Origin of the sequence: Pseudomonas sp. B34(2017), assembly GCF_002112915.1 — a bacterium.
Lineage (GTDB): Bacteria > Pseudomonadota > Gammaproteobacteria > Pseudomonadales > Pseudomonadaceae > Aquipseudomonas > Aquipseudomonas pharyngis.
The window spans coordinates 45130-64134 of the sequence record NZ_NEJA01000011.1; the positions used below are offsets into that span (position 1 = coordinate 45130).

14 protein-coding genes are annotated in these 19005 nt (G+C 63.9%); 7 read left to right on the forward strand and 7 right to left on the reverse strand.

The annotated features are described in order from the left end of the window. Nucleotides 1-10: 10 nt before the first annotated feature. From lexA to CAF80_RS27995, 4 genes are read left to right on the forward strand one after another with little or no spacing between them, the layout of a single operon-like run. Nucleotides 11-628, forward strand: a complete 618-nt coding sequence (gene lexA, locus CAF80_RS27980; RefSeq protein ID WP_064381249.1) for a transcriptional repressor LexA — start codon at nucleotides 11-13, stop codon at nucleotides 626-628. After that, the gene (imuA, locus tag CAF80_RS27985) at nucleotides 628-1245 is read left to right on the forward strand and encodes a translesion DNA synthesis-associated protein ImuA (RefSeq protein WP_011334534.1); all 618 of its coding nucleotides are present in this window, start codon (nucleotides 628-630) and stop codon (nucleotides 1243-1245) included. The genes lexA and imuA overlap by 1 nt, the downstream gene beginning before the upstream one ends. 7 nt (nucleotides 1246-1252) lie before the next feature. Then, on the forward strand, nucleotides 1253-2668 hold the full coding sequence (locus CAF80_RS27990; protein ID WP_085668236.1) for a DNA polymerase Y family protein: 1416 nt from the start codon (nucleotides 1253-1255) through the stop codon (nucleotides 2666-2668). After that, the gene (locus CAF80_RS27995) at nucleotides 2644-5742 is read left to right on the forward strand and encodes an error-prone DNA polymerase (protein WP_218191740.1); all 3099 of its coding nucleotides are present in this window, start codon (nucleotides 2644-2646) and stop codon (nucleotides 5740-5742) included. The genes CAF80_RS27990 and CAF80_RS27995 overlap by 25 nt, the downstream gene beginning before the upstream one ends. 202 nt (nucleotides 5743-5944) lie before the next feature. Here the strand turns inward: CAF80_RS27995 and CAF80_RS28000 are convergent, their stop codons facing one another. From CAF80_RS28000 to CAF80_RS28030, 7 genes are all read right to left on the reverse strand, one after another. Continuing rightward, the gene (locus CAF80_RS28000; RefSeq protein ID WP_011334531.1) at nucleotides 5945-6604 is read right to left on the reverse strand and encodes a flavin reductase family protein; all 660 of its coding nucleotides are present in this window, start codon (nucleotides 6602-6604) and stop codon (nucleotides 5945-5947) included. 11 nt (nucleotides 6605-6615) lie between these two features. After that, nucleotides 6616-8103 carry an amidohydrolase family protein gene (locus CAF80_RS28005; RefSeq protein WP_085668235.1) on the reverse strand — a complete coding sequence of 496 codons (1488 nt, stop codon included), beginning with the start codon at nucleotides 8101-8103 and terminating at the stop codon, nucleotides 6616-6618. Further along, entirely contained in the window at nucleotides 8100-9296 is a 1197-nt protein-coding gene (locus CAF80_RS28010; RefSeq protein ID WP_085668234.1) for an amidohydrolase family protein, read from the reverse strand. The genes CAF80_RS28005 and CAF80_RS28010 overlap by 4 nt, the downstream gene beginning before the upstream one ends. A gap of 85 nt (nucleotides 9297-9381) precedes the next feature. Then, nucleotides 9382-10434, reverse strand: coding sequence for an extracellular solute-binding protein (locus CAF80_RS28015; protein WP_064597104.1), 1053 nt, complete (start codon nucleotides 10432-10434; stop codon nucleotides 9382-9384). Nucleotides 10435-10449: 15 nt separating this feature from the next. Continuing rightward, the gene (locus CAF80_RS28020) at nucleotides 10450-11238 is read right to left on the reverse strand and encodes an ABC transporter permease (RefSeq protein ID WP_007959453.1); all 789 of its coding nucleotides are present in this window, start codon (nucleotides 11236-11238) and stop codon (nucleotides 10450-10452) included. Continuing rightward, complete coding sequence (locus tag CAF80_RS28025; protein WP_007959454.1) at nucleotides 11235-12152, reverse strand: ABC transporter permease; 918 nt, start codon at nucleotides 12150-12152, stop codon at nucleotides 11235-11237. The genes CAF80_RS28020 and CAF80_RS28025 overlap by 4 nt, the downstream gene beginning before the upstream one ends. Before the next feature lies 1 nt (nucleotide 12153). Then, the gene (locus tag CAF80_RS28030) at nucleotides 12154-13239 is read right to left on the reverse strand and encodes an ABC transporter ATP-binding protein (RefSeq protein ID WP_085668233.1); all 1086 of its coding nucleotides are present in this window, start codon (nucleotides 13237-13239) and stop codon (nucleotides 12154-12156) included. 139 nt (nucleotides 13240-13378) lie between these two features. Between CAF80_RS28030 and CAF80_RS28035 the strand changes: the two genes are divergently transcribed. The 3 genes from CAF80_RS28035 (at nucleotide 13379) to CAF80_RS28045 (ending at nucleotide 18974) form a co-directional block, all read left to right on the forward strand. Then, on the forward strand, nucleotides 13379-14068 hold the full coding sequence (locus tag CAF80_RS28035; protein ID WP_074690296.1) for a GntR family transcriptional regulator: 690 nt from the start codon (nucleotides 13379-13381) through the stop codon (nucleotides 14066-14068). Nucleotides 14069-14200: 132 nt separating this feature from the next. Further along, nucleotides 14201-16312 carry a PAS domain-containing sensor histidine kinase gene (locus tag CAF80_RS28040; RefSeq protein WP_085668255.1) on the forward strand — a complete coding sequence of 704 codons (2112 nt, stop codon included), beginning with the start codon at nucleotides 14201-14203 and terminating at the stop codon, nucleotides 16310-16312. A 28-nt stretch (nucleotides 16313-16340) separates the two neighbouring features. Beyond that, nucleotides 16341-18974 (forward strand): excinuclease ABC subunit UvrA, encoded by a 2634-nt coding sequence (locus tag CAF80_RS28045; RefSeq protein WP_085668232.1) that lies wholly within the window; start codon nucleotides 16341-16343, stop codon nucleotides 18972-18974. The last annotated feature ends 31 nt before the right edge of the window (nucleotides 18975-19005 follow it).

Genomic DNA, 19005 nt, shown 5'->3' on the forward strand with positions numbered 1-19005 from the left:
AGGAGTACAAATGTACTCCATGACGACTCTGACTCCCCGCCGTACCGCCATCCTGACCTTTATCCGCGAACGCATCGCCGAACACGGTCAGCCCCCAAGCCTCGCTGAAATCAGCGAGGCTTTTGGTTTCGCCTCCCGCAGCGTGGCGCGCAAGCATGTGCTGGCGCTCACCGAAGCCGGGTTCATCGAGGTCAACCCGCATCAGGCCCGGGGCATTCGTTTGCTCGGGCAGCCGGCGCGGCCGGAACTGCTCGAAGTGCCGGTCCTCGGCCGAGTGGCCGCCGGTGCGCCTATCGGCGCCGATGCCGACCTGCACAATCGGCTGATGCTCGACCCGGCGCTGTTCTCCCGCACGCCCGACTACATGCTGCGGGTGCAGGGCGATTCGATGATCGAGGACGGGATTCTCGACGGCGATCTGGTTGGCGTGCGGCGCAACCCCGAGGCGCTCAATGGCCAGATCGTGGTGGCACGACTCGACGGTGAGGTCACCATCAAACGCTTCGAACGGGTCGGCGATGAGGTTCGCCTGTTGCCGCGCAACCCGGCGTACCAGCCGATTGTGGTGCGGGCCGATCAGGATCTGGCCATCGAAGGGGTGTTCTGCGGTCTGGTGAGGCAAGGCTGATGGGGGCCGTCGTTGCGCTGGATACGCTGTTCAATGGCGGCCAGGTCTGGAAGGGCCGGCCTGCGCCACCGGCCGCCAGCCCGCAACCCACCGGCCACGCGGCGCTGGATGCTGCCTTGCCCAGTGGCGGCTGGCCGGAAGCGGCGCTGAGCGAAATCCTGCTGGCCGGGCCCGGTGTCGGCGAACTGCAACTGGTGTGGCCGACGTTGGCGCGACTGTCGGCGGCGGGGGAGCGCATCGTGCTGGTGGCGCCGCCGTTTGTGCCGTACCCGCAGGCCTGGGCCAATGCCGGGGTCGATCTGCGTCAGTTGTCGGTGATCCAGGCCAGCGAACGCGATGCGTTGTGGGCGGCAGAACAATGCCTGCGCTCGGGCAGTTGCGGCGCGGTGCTGTGCTGGCCGCACAAGGCCGATGACCGCGCCTTGCGCCGTTTGCAGGTGGCGGCGGAAACCGGCCAGACCCTGGCGTTCGCGTGGCGCCCCTTGAGCGAAGCGGTCAACCCGTCGCCGGCCGCGTTGCGCATTGCCATCGATGCGCGCCCGGCGCAGTTGCGCGTGCTCAAGTGCCGGGGCGGACTGGCGCGCAGCGCACCGATTGCCTTCACCGTGGGGCATTGAGGTCGCCATGCGCTGGGTTTGCATTCTGTTCCCGCAATTGGCCCTCGACGCCGTGCTGCGCCAGCGCCCCGATCCCGAGCAACCCTTGGCGCTGCTCAGCGGCCCGGCCCAGCGCCGGGTGCTGCAAGCGGTCAACCCGGCGGCGCGGGCCCTGGGCTTGCGTCCGGGGCAGTCGATGACTGCTGCGCAGGCCATGAGCAAAGGGTTTGCCACCGTCGATTACGATTCGGCCGAGGTCGAGCACTGGCAGCAGTTTCTCGCCGCCTGGGCCTATCGTTTCAGCGCCCAGGTCAGCGTGCATTACCCGCGCACCGTGGTGTTCGAGATCGAATCGAGCCTCGGCCTGTTCGGTTCCTGGGCGCAGTTCGAGGCGCGGTTGCGCACGGAGCTGACCGAGCTGGGCTTTCGGCACCGCATCGTTGCCGCGCCCAACCCGGTGGCGGCGCGGGTGCTGGCCAACGCCTACGACGGATTGGTGGTGCCCGACGGTGAAGCCCTGCGCCATCACCTCGGGCAACTGCCGGTCGACCGCATCGGGCTGGAGCCGAGTGTGGCCACGGCGCTGTCGCGCATGGGCCTGCGCAACCTCCATCAGGTGCAGAGCCTGCCGCGTCAGGCCTTGGCCCGGCGTTTCGAGGCGCCGATGCTCAAGCACCTGGACACGCTGTTCGGCGCACGGCCGCTGGCGCTGGCGTTCTACCTGCCGCCGGATCGCTTCGACGTGCGCATCGAACTCAATTTCGACGTGCAGTCCCATCAGGCGCTGCTGTTTCCATTGCGCCGCCTGACGTCCGATCTGGCGGCGTTTTTGTGCGGGCGCGACAGCGGCGTGCAGCGCTTCGATCTGCATCTGGAACACGCCGGGTTGCCGGACACGCTGATCAAGGTCGGCCTGCTCAGCGCCGAGCGCGATCCGGCGATGCTGTTCGAGCTGGCCCGTGGTCGACTGGAGCAGGTGCAGGTCGAAGCCCCGGTGCGCGGTTTTCGTCTGCGCGCCGAGGATCTGCCGAGTTTCGTGCCGCAGTTTCAGGAGCTGTTCGACGACCGCCCGCAGCAGACCTTGCCCTGGGAGCAATTGCGCGAACGCCTGCGCGCGCGGCTGGGGGATGAGGCGGTGCAGGGCCTGCGCTTTCAGGCCGATCATCGCCCGGAGTGCGCGTGGCAGAACGCCGATGACAAACAGCGTTGCCCTGCATTGCCGGGCGTGCAGCGTCCGGGCTGGTTGTTGGGCGAACCGCAATCCGTGCCCGAAGGTTCGGCGCGGATTCTCATGGGCCCGGAACGCATCGAGTCCGGCTGGTGGGACGGTGACGATGTGCGCCGCGACTATTACTTGATCCAGAACCGCGCCGGCCAGCAAGGCTGGGCGTACCGGGCGGTGGGTGAGGGCGGCCCGTTGTGGCTGCAGGGCTGGTTCGCGTGAGTCAGGGTTATGCCGAACTGCACTGCCTGTCGAACTTCAGTTTCCAGCGTGGTGCGTCCAGTGCACTGGAGCTGTTTCAGCGGGCGAAAAAACACGGCTATCAGGCACTGGCGATCACTGATGAATGCACCCTGGCCGGGATCGTTCGTGCCTGGCAGGCGGCCAAATCCGTGGAGCTGCCGCTGATCATCGGCAGCGAAATCCGCATCGAGAACGGCCCGAAACTGGTGTTGCTGGTCGAGAACATCGAGGGTTATCAGGCGTTGTGCGGTTTGATCACCCAGGCTCGACGGCGAACCCGGAAAGGCCAGTATCAAATACTGCGCGAGGACTTCAGCGAACCGCTGCCGGGGCTATTGGTGCTGTGGGTGCCGGATTCGGTCGATGAGGAGGAAGAGGGCCGCTGGCTGAAACAGGCGTTCGGTGAACGGCTGTGGCTGGCGGTGCAGTTGCATCGCGGGCAGAACGATCAGCAACGGCTGGCCGCACTGCTGAATCTGGCGGATGAACTGCAGATTCCAGCCGTGGCCAGCGGTGATGTGCACATGCACGCCCGTGGCCGGCGGGCCTTGCAGGACACCATGACTGCGATCCGCCATCACGTTCCGGTGGCCGAAGCCGGCTTGCGCCTGCACCCCAACGGCGAGCGGCATCTGCGCAGCCTTGATGTGTTGCGCGAGTTGTATCCGCAGGCCTTGCTGGACGAATCGGTGAAACTGGCCCGCCGCTGCACGTTCGATCTTGGCGAGTTGCGTTATCAATATCCGAAAGAACTGGTGCCCGAGGAACACAGCGCCAGTTCCTGGCTGCGCCACCTGACCGAAGAGGGCATCGCCTGGCGCTGGCCGAAAGGCGCACAACCCAAGGTGCTCAAGCAGATCGACGATGAGCTGGAGCTGATCGCCGAACTCGGCTACGAAAGCTACTTCCTCACCGTGCACGACGTGGTGCGCTTCGCCCGGGAGCAGAAAATCCTCTGCCAGGGCCGAGGTTCGGCGGCCAACTCGGCGGTGTGTTTTGCCTTGGGCATCACCGAGATCGACCCGGATCGCACCACGCTGCTGTTCGAACGTTTCATGTCGAGGGAGCGCAACGAGCCGCCGGACATCGACGTGGATTTCGAGCACGAGCGCCGGGAAGAAGTCCTGCAATACGTGTTTCGTCGTTATGGTCGCCGTCGTGCGGCGCTGACCGCGGTGGTCAGCACCTACCACGCTTCCGGTGCGATCCGCGATGTGGCCAAGGCGCTGGGGCTGCCGCCGGACCAGATCAATGCGCTGGCCGACTGCTGCGGCCACTGGAGCGATGAGACGCCGCCCGTGGAGCGTCTGCGCGAAGGCGGTTTCGACCCCGAAAGTCCGCTGCTGCATCGCGTGCTGAGCCTGACCGGGCAACTGATCGGCTTCCCCCGGCACCTGTCGCAGCACCCCGGTGGTTTCGTGATTTCCGAGCAACCGCTGGACACGCTGGTGCCGGTGGAAAACGCCGCCATGGCCGACCGGACCATCATCCAGTGGGACAAGGACGACCTCGACGCCGTCGGGCTGCTCAAGGTGGATATCCTCGCCCTTGGCATGCTCAGCGCGATCCGCCGCTGTTTCGACCTGCTGCGCCGTCATCGTCATCAGGACCTGAGCCTGGCGACCATCCCGCCTGAGGATCGTCCGACCTACGACATGATCAGCCGCGCCGACACCATCGGCGTGTTCCAGATCGAGTCCCGGGCGCAGATGTCGATGCTGCCGCGCCTGCGCCCGCAAACCTTCTACGACCTGGTGATCGAGGTGGCCATCGTCCGGCCGGGGCCGATCCAGGGCGGGATGGTCCATCCGTACCTGCGCCGCCGGAACAAGGAGGAAGAGGAAACCTATCCGTCACCGGAGCTGGAAGTGGTGCTCAAACGCACCCTCGGCGTGCCGCTGTTTCAGGAACAGGTGATGCAGATCGCCATTGTTGCCGCCGACTACAGCCCCGGCGAGGCCGACCAGTTACGCCGTTCCATGGCCGCGTGGAAACGCCACGGCGGACTGGAACCGCACAAAGAGCGGCTGGCCGCCGGCATGAAGAAAAACGGCTACAGCCCGGAATTCGCCGCGCAGATCTTCGAGCAGATCAAGGGCTTCGGCAGTTACGGTTTCCCTGAATCCCACGCTGCCAGTTTTGCCTTGCTGACCTATGCCAGTTGCTGGCTCAAGTGCCACGAACCGGCGGCGTTCGCCTGTGCGCTGATCAACAGTTGGCCGATGGGGTTCTACAGCCCCGATCAGATTCTTCAGGACGCGCGCCGTCATCATTTGCAGATCCGCCCGGTGGACGTGCGCGCCAGCGACTGGGATTGCAGCCTGGAGCCGATCACCGGCGAGCAACCGGCCATCCGCATGGGCCTGCGGATGATCAAGGGCTTTCGCGAGGAGGATGCGCGCAGCATTGAAAGCGCGCGGGCGAGGGGGGCGTTTGCCGATGTCGCCGATCTGGGCGAACGCGCCGGGCTCGACAGTCGCGCTCAGGCGCTGCTGGCCGATGCCGGGGCATTGCGCGGTCTGGCCGGTCATCGTCATCGGGCACGCTGGGAAGTGGCCGGGGTGCAGAAACAGCTTGGGTTGTTTGCCGGGTTGCCGAGTCAGGAAGAGCCGGATGTGCTGCTGCCGACGCCGAGTGTCAGCGAAGACCTGTTCACCGACTACGCAACGCTGGGCACCACGCTGGGGCCGCACCCGCTGACGCTATTGCGCGACGAGTTGCGGGCGCGGCGCTGTCGCAGTTCCCGGGAGTTGCTGGAAGTCGAGCATGGCCGGCCGGTCAGCGTGGCGGGGCTGGTGACCGGTCGCCAGCGGCCGGGCACCGCCAGCGGCGTGACCTTCGTGACCCTCGAAGACGAGTTCGGCAACGTCAACGTGGTGGTCTGGCGCGATCTGGCCGAGCGTCAGCGTCAGGTGCTGGTGGGCTCGCAATTGCTCAAGGTCGATGGCCGCTGGGAGCGGGAAGGCGAGGTGCGGCATCTGATCGCCGGACGCTTGAGCGATCTGACTCCGCTGCTCAACGGCATCCGCGTACAGAGCCGCGACTTCCACTGACACCCACTGAACCTGCTGCTCGTTCCCACGCCCTTCATCGTTGATCGTTCCCACGTCGAGGCGTCGAACCGTCCGCGTGGGAATGCCGCCATGGACGCTCCGCGTCCACTGTGACGCAGAGCGTCACGGTATGCGTTCCCACGCGGAGCGTGGGAACGATCAGCACGAGCAGCACACGGAGCGTGGGAACGAGCAATAGCTTTCAGCGCTGTGGCCAGAACCGCTCGCCACCCCCCGGCGCTTCCGTCCACGCTTGCAACGAGCGGGTCGGCAGGTCGAAGTAATCCCGGGTCCGCGCATAACCATGCCCGCCCATGCGCCCGATCGCATCCAGCCCCAATTGATCGATGTACAGGGTTTTCGGGTCGATCAACTCGTCGCGCACATGCGCCATCAACACCTCGCCAAAAATGATCTCCCGGGACTGACCGATGTTCAGCGCCATCATCCGTCGGCATTCCAGCGCCACCGGTGCTTCGCCGATTCGCGGGCATTTGACCGAGGTGCCGGGAATCGCTGTCAGGCCCGCAGCGGTCAATTCATCGAAACCCGGCGCGAACGGCACGGCGCAGACGTTCATGGCTTCCACCAGTGCATCGCTGACGATGTTGACCGTGAATTCCTGATTCATCTGGATATTGCGCGTCGTGTCCTTCGGGCTCTGGTCGCCGTAGTTCTCCACGCCGAGCGCGAGAATGGGCGGATCCGCCGACAGCGCATTGAAAAAACTGAACGGCGCGGCATTGACCCGGCCTTCGGCATCGATGGTGGTGACCAGAGCAATCGGGCGCGGCACTACGCTGCCGATCAGAATCTTGTACTTTTCCCGTGGGCTCAGTTGGCTGAAATCGAAGCTGTGCATGGCAGTGTTCTCTAAAGAAGTGGATCGATGGCGCTCAACGGCGCTTCGGCGCTGTAGTCGTCGGCGAACGCAATGGCCGGCTGGAACAGGATTTTCCAGTCCGGTCGGCCAAAGGCCCGGTCGCTGTGGCTGCGCATCAGTTTTTCGTATTGGCGTTGGGCCTGGCGTTGCAGAGTGGGGTAATCGACGCCGTTGACCTGACCGTCGTGCATCACGCAGCGACCATCGATGTAACTGGCGATGCAGTCGTCGCCGCGCCCGGCCAGCAGCAGGTTTTTCAGTGGATCGAACAGCGGGCCCAGGTGCAGACCGCGCAGGTTGAACACGGTGATATCCGCTTTGGCGCCGGCGGCCAGGCGACCGAGGTCGTCACGGCCCAGCGCCTTGGCGCCGCCGAGGGTGGCGGCGTTGTACAGATCCAGGCTGCTGGTCAGCGCGGGCCCGCCTTCCATCAAGCGGGCAATGTTCAAACCGTGGCGCATGTTCTCCAGCAGGTCTGCCGGCCAGGTGTCGGTGCCGAGGCCGAAGTTGATGCCTTTGGCACGATAGCGGCCGAACGAATTCAGCGCCTCGCCGTCACGGGCGAACACCAACGGGCAGTGCACCAGACTCGCGCCGCCGTCAATGACCCGCTGCAGATCGTCATCGCCCGAGGTGTAGAGGCCGTGGGGCAGCAGGCTGCGCGGGGTGAGCAGGTCGAGTTGCTGCAACCAGCCCAGCGGCGTGGTGCCGCGCAACTGTTCGACCATCGCCACTTCCCCCGGCGCCTGACAGCAATGCAGACGCATCGGTGCGTTCAGTTCGCGGCTCAAGGCGGATGTGCGTTGCAGCAGTTTCGGCGTGCAGGTCTGGATGCGATCCGGCAGCAGCGCGCCGCGAATCAACCCGGCGCGGGCGCCATCGAAATCCTTGAAAAACCGTTCGGCCGCGTCCAGTCCCGCCAGGCCCCGAGCCTCATCCCAGTGATGGGCGAGGGTGCCGTCGGCGCGCCAGTAACTCATGCCGCTCATGTAGCAGGGGCCGAGATAGGTGCGCAGGCCGAGTTCGCCCGCCACATCGGCGACAGCGGCAAACTCGTCATAGGTCTCCGCCCATTCGCGGTAGTACATCGAGGTGATCGGCATGGCGGTGGTGATGCCGTTGCGGATCAACTGGGTTAAGGCGTAGCGGTATTTGAAGACCTCTTCTTCGGGGCTGAACGATTCGTGCGGGCCGGCCGCCAGATACTCCGCCGACCACATCCGGCCCATGGCGCGCTCGTCGCCGTTGTCCAGGGTCAGCACCGTGGAGTCGAGATCGCCGAGGGCGTCCAGGTCGATAAAACCGGGGCCGATCAGCGCATTGCCGTAGTCGATCCACTGATCCACCGGCCCTTGATAACCGCGACCGACAAACTCGATGCGCGAGCCGATAAACACCACTTCACCGTCACGCCACAGCACATGTTGCGTGCCGTCGAAACCGACCACGCAACCGGCCTTCAGGCCGATCCGTTTCACAGACGGCTGCCCAGCAAACGACCGCCGCTGGCGATCAGTTCGCCGCCGCGATAGACCTGACGCACTGGCCGCGCGACTACCGCTTCACCAAGGGTTTCCACCGGCATCAGCAGAAAGTCTGCCGGCCGGCCGATGGCGAAGCCGTAATCCTCGATCCCCAATGCGCGGGCACCGTTGACCGTCGCCGCGTCGAACGCCGCCGCCAGTTCATCGTCCTTGCCCAGATCAAAACGAAACGCCAGCAGCATTGCCCGTTCCAGCATGTCGCCATTGCCCATCGGCGACCACGCATCACGAATGCCGTCGGAGCCCAGACACACGTTGACGCCGGTCTCGCGCAGCGCCAGGAAGGGTGGAACGGCGCAATCGGCCGGCGCCGAACTCATCAGCGAAATGCCCAGTGCAGCAAGGCGTTCGGCGACCGGTTTGACCTGACGCCACGGCAGCATGCCCAGGCAATAGGCGTGGCTGATCATCACCCGGTTCTGCAGGTTGAAACGCTCGGTGTAATCGGCGATCCGGGCTATCTGCCACAGGCCCAGTTCTCCTTTGTCGTGCAGGTGAATGTCGACGCCACGCTGGAATTCACTGGCCAGTTTGAACACGAAATCCAGCTGCGCGATCGGGTCGTTGTCGATGCCGCAGGGGTCGAGCCCGCCGACGTTTTCCACGCCCAGGGCCATGGCTTCACGCATCAGTTCGGCAGTGCCGGGGCGGCTGATCAGGCCGGTTTGCGGGAAGACCACCAGTTGCAGGTCGATCAGGTCGTTGTAGGTTTCGCGCAGTTGTTGCATGGCCTCGACGTGGCGCAGGCCGAATTCCGGGTCGATGTCGACATGGCAGCGCATCGTCAGTGAACCCCGGGCGATGCAGTTCTCCAGCAGGGCGCCGGCGCGTTCGGCAATTGGCGCTTTGACTTCGCGCAGCACGCGGCGCTCGTTGCTGATGTAGTCCTTGAGCGTCGGGCCGGCACTGTTCGGGCGCCAGGGCTGGCCGTACAGGGTCTTGTCGAGGTGGACGTGGCTTTCCACCAGCGGGGCGGTCAGGAGCTGGTTCTGGCCGTCGATGTCGGTGGCGGCCAGCGGAGCATTGGAGGCCGGGCGGCGTTGCGTGAATTTGCCGTTTTCGATCAGCAGGTCTTCGGCGGGGGCGCCGTAGGGGCGGATGTTTCTGAGCCAGCGGGGGTGGGACATTTCATACCTCTGTTTCTATGTTGTCTGGGCGGGCCTCATCGCTGGCTTGCCAGCGATGGCCGCGACGCGGTCTCAAGTCAGGCGATCAGCCTTTGAGCTTCGACCAGATCCGATCCTGCAGCTCCCGCGCCTTGTTGCTGCATTCCTTCTCCGGCCGCAGGCGCGAGGCATACTCCTCGGGCATGTTGATCGCGTCCATGACCTTCCATTTCGCATCCAGCAACTGATCGCTCTGAATCCCGTTGGCATAGGCAATCGCGTTGGACACGGCCGCCGCGTTCTCGGGCTTCATCATCCAGTCGATGAAGATCTTCGCGTTGCCCGGATGCGGCGCGCTTTTCGGTACGGCGAAGTTGTCCTGGAACATCGCCAGGCCTTCTTTCGGGTACACGTATTTGATCGTGCTCTTCTGCAACGTGGCGCGGGCCGTCGAGCCGTTCCAGTTCTGCATCATGATCACCTCGCCCGAGGCCATGCGGTCGACGGTGTTGTCGGAGCTGTACATCTTCAAAAACGGTTTCTGCTTTTGCAGCAGTTCGAGGATGCGCTTGGCGTCCTGCGGGTTTTCCGTGCATTCGTCGACGTTCAGGTAATGGCTGGCGGCGTTGATCACGCTGCTGGAGGTGTCGAGGGCGGCAAGCTGGCCTTGCAGTTCCTTGCGCGGCTCGAAGAATTCTTTCCACGAATCATCGAGCTTGCCGCCCGGCACCCGCGCGCTGTCATAGGAAAACCCGGTGGTGCCCCACAGATACGGCGCCGAAAACTTGCGGCCCGGGTCGAAGCTCGGATCGCGGAACGGGCCTTTGACGTACTGGAAGTTGCTCAGGGTCGGGGCGTCGATTTCCAGCAGCAGGTCCTGCTTGATCAGCGTCTGCATGATCGACTGCGACGGCACGATCACGTCATACGCGGCGCCGCCGGCCTGCAACTTGGCGAGCAGGGTTTCGTTGCTGTCGTAGCCGTCCATGGTGACCTTGATCCCGGTCTCTTTTTCGAACTTGGCCAGCAGATCCACCGGGTAGTAATCGGTCCAGTTGTAGAAGAACAATTGCTTGGGCTCGGCGGCGTGGGCGCCGAACGCGGTGAAACAACTCAGGGCCAGACCGGATACTGCCAGACGCATGTTTTTCACTTTCATGAGCGCGCTCCAGGTTTATTGTTGTTTGCCGCGTTGGCCAAGCCAGAAGGCCAGCACCACCAGCACGATGGAAATCACCAGCATCAGGGTTGAAATCGCGTTGATTTCAGGTGTTACGCCGGCCTTGATCGCCGAGAAGATGTACACCGGCAACGTGGTCGAACCGGGCCCGGCGACGAAGAAGGTCATGATGAAATCGTCGAGGCTGACCACGAACGCCAGCACCGAGCCGGACAGCACCGCCGGCCACAGCAGCGGCAAGGTCACGCGGCGGAACACCTGCCACGGATTGGCATACAGGTCGTTGGCGGCTTCCAGCAGGCTCTTGTCCAGATCGTTGAGCCGCGCGCGGATCGGCAGGTAGGCGAACGGAATGCAGAAGCCGATGTGCGCGACGATCACCGTCATCAGCCCGAGCTTGATGCCCAGCGCCATGAACAGCAGCAGGGTGGCCACGGCGGTGACGATCTCCGGCAGGATCAGCGGCAGGTTGATCCCGCCCTCGACCATTTTCTGGCCGTAGAACGGTCGGTAAGTCGCCAGCGCCGCCAGCAACGCAATTGTCGTGGCGCACACGGTGGCGATGGTCGCGACGATGATCGAATTCAGCGCTGCGGTCTGGATCGACGGGTTGGCCAGGATCCGCCCGTACCAGGCGAACGAGAACTCGGTCCACACCGTCGCCGAGCGGTTGGCGTTGAAGCTGTAGGCGATCAACACCAGGATCGGCACGTACAGATAGGCGAGGATCAGCAGGCTGATTTCTCGGGTCGCCGGAAGTTTTTTCAGGTGCAGAGAGATCATGCTTTCGCTCCCCGGTTCAGGGTTTTCGCCGCGCTGCGGCTGTACAGGGCGTAGAGCACCAGTGACAACAGCAGAATCCCCAGCAGCAGGAACGACAGCGAACTGCCCAGCGGCCAGTTGCGTGCGGTGCCGAATTGCTGCTGGATCAGGTTGCCGATCATCAGGGTCTTGCCACCGCCGAGAATGGCCGGGGTGATGAAGGCGCCGAGGCTCGGCACAAACACCAGCAACGCGCCGGCAATCACGCCGGGCATCGACAGCGGCAGGATGATCCGGCGCAACGCATGCCAGCGGTTGGCGCCCAGGTCATAGGCGGCTTCCACCAGACGCCAGTCGAGTTTTTCCAGGGTCGAGTAGATCGGCAGGATCATGAACGGCAAGAAGCTGTAGACCAGACCCACACTGACCGCGAAGTCGTTGTACAGCAGGGTGATGCCGCCGGCACTCGGGAACAGCGCGTTGAGGCTCTGGGCGACCCAGCCCTGTTCGCGCAGGATGATCAGCCATGCGTAGTTGCGGATCAGCAGGTTGGTCCAGAACGGAATGGTGATGAGCAACACCATCAGGTTGCGTCGGCGCGGGGTCAGGCTCGACATCCACAATGCCACCGGAAACCCGAACAGAAAGCACAACACCGTGGTGCCACCGGCCTGGAACACCGAGCGCAACAGCGCCTGGGCGTAGACCCAGTTCAGCTCCAGTTCGCCGTCAAAACCTTCCTGGAAAAACAGCTGCACGTAACTTTGCAGTTGCCATTGGGCCTGCCAGTCGACGCCGCCGTAGGTGTTGCGCGGCAGCAGGCTGATGTAGCCCATGATGCCCAGCGGAATGGCGATCAGCGCGAGCAGGGTCAACACCACCGGGCTGAGCAACAGCGCGCGGTTGAGAGAGGGCGAAGTGCTGCTGACGCTCATCTCAGGCCTCCATCAACAGACAGGCCTGGGGCGGCAGGTGCACCGCCACGGGCTCGCCGACTGCACGACCACGGTTCAGGCCTTCGTTGTTTTCCCGCAGCATGACTTTGATGTCGTTGTTCAAGCGGCACTGGTACAGCGTCGCGGTGCCGACATACAGCACCGCCTCGATCACCCCGCGCAGATGATGCGGTTGATCCGCCGCGACCAGTTGCGAGCGCTCGGGACGAAACGCCAGTTGCACGCTGCTGCCGCTGACGCCTTGGGGCGGGCAGGGGATTTCCACCGGCATGCCGCTGGGCACGAAGAGGTTTTCGTTGTGGTCGCCGCGCTTGAGTTCGCCGGGGAGGAAATTGATGTCGCCGATGAACTGGGCAACGAAACGGTGCTGCGGGCGTTCATAGATGTCGGTCGGGGTGCCGATCTGCAGGATCTTGCCGGCGGACATCACCGCAATCCGGTCGGACAGGGTCAGCGCCTCTTCCTGATCGTGGGTGACGAAGATGAAGGTGATCCCGGCTTCCTGCTGCACGCGCTTGAGTTCGACCTGCATTTCCTTGCGCAGCTTCAGGTCCAGCGCCGACAGCGGCTCGTCGAGCAACAGCACTTTCGGCTTCGGCGCCAGGGCCCGGGCCAGAGCCACGCGTTGCTGCTGGCCGCCGGATAATTCCGCCGGTTTGCGCCCGGCCAGGTGCTCCATCTGCACCAGCGCGAGCATTTCGTCGACCCGTCCGGGAATCGTCTTGCGATCAAGACCCTGCATCTCGAGGCCGAAGGCGATATTCTGCGCGACACTCATGTGCGGAAACAGCGCGTAACTCTGGAACACCGTGTTGACCCGACGCTTGAACGGCGGCAGGTGATTGACCGTTTCCCCCGCCAGACGGATCTCGCCGTCGCTGACGTGTTCGAAACCGGCGATGGTGCGCAGCAGGGTGGTCTTGCCGCAGCCCGAGGGGCCGAGGAGGGTGAAAAACTCGTTGTCGGCGATGTTCACCGATACGTTGTCGAGGGCTGGCGCGAGGCCAGGGTCATCAGAATACCGCTTGGATACGTTACGCACTTCAATGGCTATTGGTTGACCCATAATGGTGCAATCCTCTAATTATTGTATGCAATATCTGAATGCAATTTAGAAATACCCGGATTAATCTGCTGGCGCAACCCCCATTTCCCTGACTGAGTCGTTCGTCGGGCAGCGTCGCCAGCGTTGAAGGAGCTTTCAAATGACCGAGAAAAAAACGGAAACCACGGTCGACCGCGTCTACCAAGGGGTTTACGAGGCGATCAGCAAGCGTTCGCTGCGTCCGGGGATGAAGCTGGGCGAGGCGTCGCTGGCGGAGTTATTCAATGTCAGCCGCACGTCGGTTCGTGCCGCGCTCAAGCAACTGGAGGCCGACGGACTGGTCACCACCGAGCCCAATAAAGGTGCATCGGTGTCGTTGCCCAGTGATGAGGAAATCCGTTCCCTGTTCGAAACCCGGCGTCTGATCGAAATCGGCATCGTCACCGAGCTGTGCCGGCGCAAGGACTCTGCGGCGATGCAGGACCTGCGTGATCATTTGCTGCTGGAAGACGAAGCCCACGATGCCGGCGACCACGAGCGACTGATTCACCTGCTCGGCGAGTTCCACATCAAACTGGCCCGCAGCCTGAACAACCCGGTACTGCTCGACTGGTTCCAGAAGCTGATTTCCCGCGCCTCGCTGTACGCCGCCGCGCTGGATGACGACAGCCACGAAGCCTGCCGTGATGACGAGCACCTGCGGTTGATCGAGTACATCGAGGCCGGCAATCAGAGCGCCGCGATCGAGCTGACCTGCATGCACCTGGACGGCATCCAGAAGGCGATCCTCGACGTCGCTGCGAAAATGAAGACCGGCTACCATCCGCTCAAACACCTGATCGGAGTGTGAGCGTCGAGTGCAGGTGAAATCGGCTATACCTCTAATGAAACCATCGCTGCCCGACACGCTCGAAACAGACGGGCGTGGCGTTTGAACGCGCGGCGATAGAACCGGACCCACTACAAGGCGTTGAAGCAGCTGATGCAGTTTTTATCCGATAGCCATGGGTGTGACGGCTGGCAAGGCGAGATGGCCGGGCGCATTCGTGCGTTTGACTGGAGCAGGACTGATCTGGGCCCCCTCGAAACCTGGCCGGCCAGCCTGTGCAGCACGGTCCAGTTGATGCTGGCCTCGCCGCTGCCGATGGTCATGCTCTGGGGCCATGCCGGTTACATGATCTATAACGACGCCTATTCGCGATTCGCCGGCGGCCGGCATCCGTACCTGCTCGGATCGCCGGTGGAACTGGGTTGGCCGGAGGTGGCCGACTTCAACCGGCATGTGGTCGACACTTGTCTGGCCGGCGGCACCCTGGAATATCGCAACAAGGTCTTGGTGTTGCTGCGCGACGGCGTGCCCGAGGATGTCTGGCTCGATTTGTATTACAGCCCGGTGGCCAACGATGCCGGCGTGCCCTCTGGCGTGATGGCGATGGTGGTGGAAACCACTGAACTGGTGCTGTCCGAGCGTCTGCGTCAGGCCGCCGAAGACGCTTATCGCGCCGATAACGAGCGGGTGCGACTGGCACTCAATGCCGGGGCACTGCTTGGCTCGTTTGTCTGGGACGTCAGAAACAATGTGCTGTCGGCCGATGAGCGATTTGCCCGCACATTTTCCTTTCCGGCGGATCAGGACCTGACCAACCTGCCGCAGCACATTACCGAGGCGCACATTCATCCCGACGACCGCAGTTGGGTGCAGGAATGCGTCGAGAATGCGGTGCGTACCGGCGAGCCCTACAACGCCGAGTACCGGGTGGTGCGTGCCGATGGCAGTTGTCTGTGGGTGCTCGCCAGCGGCGCTTGCGAATTCGACGAGCAGGGCCGGCCGTTCCGTTTCCCCGGTGTGTTGATCGATATTCACGAGCGCAAGACCGCCGAGGAATCGCTGCTCAAGTTCACCCGCAACCTCGAACAGCGGGTAGCGGATGAAGTCGAGGCGCGCCTCGCCGCCGAAGAGCAATTGCGTCAGTCGCAGAAGCTCGAAGCCATCGGCGGCCTTACGGGCGGCGTGGCCCATGACTTCAACAACCTGCTGCAAGTGATCGCCGGCAACCTGCATCTGCTGGCTCGCCATGAACCGGACAATGCCAATGTCCAGCGTCGGGTCAGCGCCTCGCTGGCGGCGGTGGAGCGCGGCGCCAAGCTGTCCTCGCAACTGCTCGCGTTTGCCCGGCGTCAGCCGCTGTCGCCGGCGGTTTGCAACCCACGCCAGATTTTCGAAGGCGTGGGCGAGTTGCTGCAACGGGCGCTGGGCGAAACCATTCAGATCGACGTGCAACTGCCTGTTGAGCCGTGGCACATCAACGTCGACCGCAATCAACTGGAAAACGCCATTCTCAATCTGGCGATCAATGCCCGGGACGCCATGAAGGGCGAGGGCACGATTGTACTCGGCGCCTCCAACCTCTCACTGGACCGGGCGTTCTGTTCGGGCAAGGGCATCGTGCCGGGGGATTTCGTCCGGGTTTCGGTCAGTGACAGCGGCGTGGGCATTGCCCCGCACATGCTCGAGCAGGTGTTCGAACCGTTCTTCACCACCAAGGCCGACGGCCAGGGCACTGGCCTCGGCTTGAGCATGGTGTTCGGCTTCGTCAAGCAGAGCGGCGGGCATGTGGAGATCGACAGTCGGATTGGCGAAGGCACGCGGGTGCAGTTGTACTTTCCACGCAGCCTGCGCCCCGTGCTCGATGACTCGCCGAGTGTCAATCATCAGCAGGCGGGTGGTCACGAGACGATCCTGGTGGTCGAGGACAACGAAGCGGTGCGCACCTCGGCGGTCGAACTGTTGCGCGAAGAAGGCTACCGCGTGCTGATCGCCGGCAACGGCGACGCGGCCATGCAGATGTTGATGGAAGGCGCTCGGGTCGACCTGATCTTCACCGACGTGGTCATGCCCGGTCTTATCAAGAGCTCCGATCTGGCGGCGTGGGCCAAGGTGCAAATGCCGCCGGTGGCGGTGCTGTTCACCTCGGGGCACACCCGCGACATCATCTCGCGCAACCACCAGCTCAGCCCCGACACCCATTTGCTCGGCAAGCCCTATGGCCCCGAAGCACTGCTGCAGATGATCCGTTCCGTGCTCAGCACCTGAGCTCCAATCCCTTGACCAAGGCTGGCCGATGACTTCCAGACGCAATTCCAGTTCTGCCGCCGGCATGGTTCGCGTGCGCGGTGCCCGTGAACACAATCTGAAGAACGTGGACGTCGACATTCCTCGCGATGCACTGGTGGTGTTCACCGGGGTGTCGGGTTCGGGCAAGTCGTCGCTGGCGTTTTCGACGCTGTATGCCGAAGCCCAGCGGCGCTATTTCGAATCGGTGGCGCCCTATGCGCGGAGGCTGATCGATCAGGTCAGCGTACCGGACGTCGATTCCATCGAAGGTCTGCCCCCGGCCGTGGCCCTGCAGCAACAGCGCGGCACGCCGAGCACGCGCTCGTCGGTGGGCAGCGTCACCACGCTCTCGAGCCTGATCCGAATGCTGTACTCGCGCGCCGGCAGCTATCCGCCGGGGCAGCCGATGCTCTACGCCGAGGACTTCTCACCGAACACGCCGCAAGGCGCGTGCCCGCAATGCCATGGACTGGGCCGGGTTTACGAGGTCACCGAGGCGTTGATGGTGCCGGATCCGAATCTGACCATCCGCCAGCGTGCCGTGGCGTCCTGGCCGCTGGCCTGGCAGGGGCAGAACCTGCGCGACATCCTGGTGACCATGGGCATCGATGTCGATATCCCGTGGCGCAAACTGCCGAAAAAACAGCGTGACTGGATCCTCTTCACCGAGGAAACACCGACCGTTCCGGTGTACGCCGGGCTGACGCCGGAAGAAACCCGCGTCGCCCTCAAGCGCAACATGGAACCGAGTTATCAAGGCACCTTCACCGGCGCCCGGCGCTACATCCTGCACACGTTTACCCATTCGCAAAGTGCGCTGATGAAGAAGCGCGTGTCGCAGTTCATGATCGGCAGCCTTTGCCCGCTGTGCGATGGCAAGCGCCTCAAGCGCGAGGCGCTGTCGGTGACGTTTGCCGGGCATGACATCGGCGAGTTGTCGCGGATGCCGCTGCTGCAAGTCGCCGAAGTCTTGAAGCCGGTGGCGGACGCGAGCTGGCTGGAACACGCCGATGAAAGCGGTGAAACCCTGACCCACAGCCAGACCCGCGAAGCCCGCCAGCAGCGCGTGGCCCATGGCGCCAGCGGCCACGCCAACGCGCCGGACGTGCGCCATACGCCGAACCTCTCGCTGGAAAAACGCCTGGCCGCGCAGCGCATTGCCGAGGACCTGCTGGAACGGGTCAGCACCCTGACCGATCTCGGCCTTGGTTATCTGGCCCTGGAGCGCAGCACACCGACCCTGTCGTCCGGTGAGTTGCAACGCCTGCGACTGGCCACTCAATTGGGGTCGCAATTGTTCGGCGTGATCTACGTGCTCGACGAACCCTCCGCCGGCCTGCACCCGGCTGACGGCGAGGCGCTGTTCGAGGCCTTGCAGCGTCTGAAGGCCGACGGCAACAGCGTGTTTGTGGTCGAGCACGATCTGGACACCATGCGCCGCGCTGACTGGCTGATCGACGTCGGCCCGGCGGCGGGTGAGAAGGGCGGGCAGATTCTCTACAGCGGCCCGCCGCCGGGGCTGGCCGCGATCGAGGACTCGCAGACCCGCGCCTATCTGTTCGCCGAACAGCAACGGCCGAACCGAGCCGCGCGCAAACCGTCGGGCTGGCTGAAACTCGACGGCGTCACTCGCAACAACCTGAATAACCTCAGCGCCGAATTTCCCCTGGGTTGTTTCACTTCGGTCACCGGTGTTTCCGGTTCGGGCAAATCCAGTCTGGTCAGCCAGGCGCTGCTGGAACTGGTCGGCGCGCAGCTCGGGCGCAGCGTCAGTGACGCCGAGCCGGAAGAGCTCAATCTGGAAGACGATACCCCGTCTGCCAGCACCGGCCAGGTCAGCGCCGGGCTGGAGTCGATCAAGCGTCTGGTGCAGGTCGATCAGAAACCCATCGGCCGCACGCCGCGTTCGAATCTGGCGACCTACACCGGGCTGTTCGACAACGTGCGCAAGCTGTTTGCCGCGACCGATGAGGCGAAAGCGGCAGGTTACGACGCCGGGCAGTTTTCCTTCAATGTCGCCAAGGGGCGCTGCCCGACCTGCGAAGGCGAGGGGTTTGTCAGTGTCGAATTACTGTTCATGCCCAGCGTTTATGCGCCGTGCCCGACCTGTCACGGCGCGCGTTACAACCCCGAAACCCTGGCCATCCTCTGGCAGGGCTTGAGCATCGCGCAGGTGCTGAAGCTGACGGTGGACGAAGCGGTGACGGTGTTTGCCGAGCAACCGGCGATCCGCCGTTCGCTGGAGGTACTGCGCGACATCGGTCTCGGTTACCTGCGCCTCGGGCAACCGGCGACCGAGCTGTCCGGCGGCGAAGCCCAGCGGATCAAACTGGCCACCGAGCTGCAACGCAACCAGCGCGGCGCGACGCTGTATGTGCTGGATGAACCGACCACCGGGTTGCACCCGCGCGACGTTGACCGCTTGCTGGAGCAACTGGATACGCTGGTCACGGCGGGGCACACGGTGATCGTGGTCGAGCATGAAATGCGCGTGGTGGCGCAGAGCGACTGGGTGATCGACATCGGTCCGGGTGCGGGGGATCAGGGCGGCAAGATCGTCGTGGCCGGAACGCCGCAGAAAGTGGCGGCGAGCAAGAAGAGCCGGACTGCGGCGTTTCTAGCCCGTGCCTTGAACCGATAACTGCGTCGCCTGGGCGGGCCTCATCGCGGGC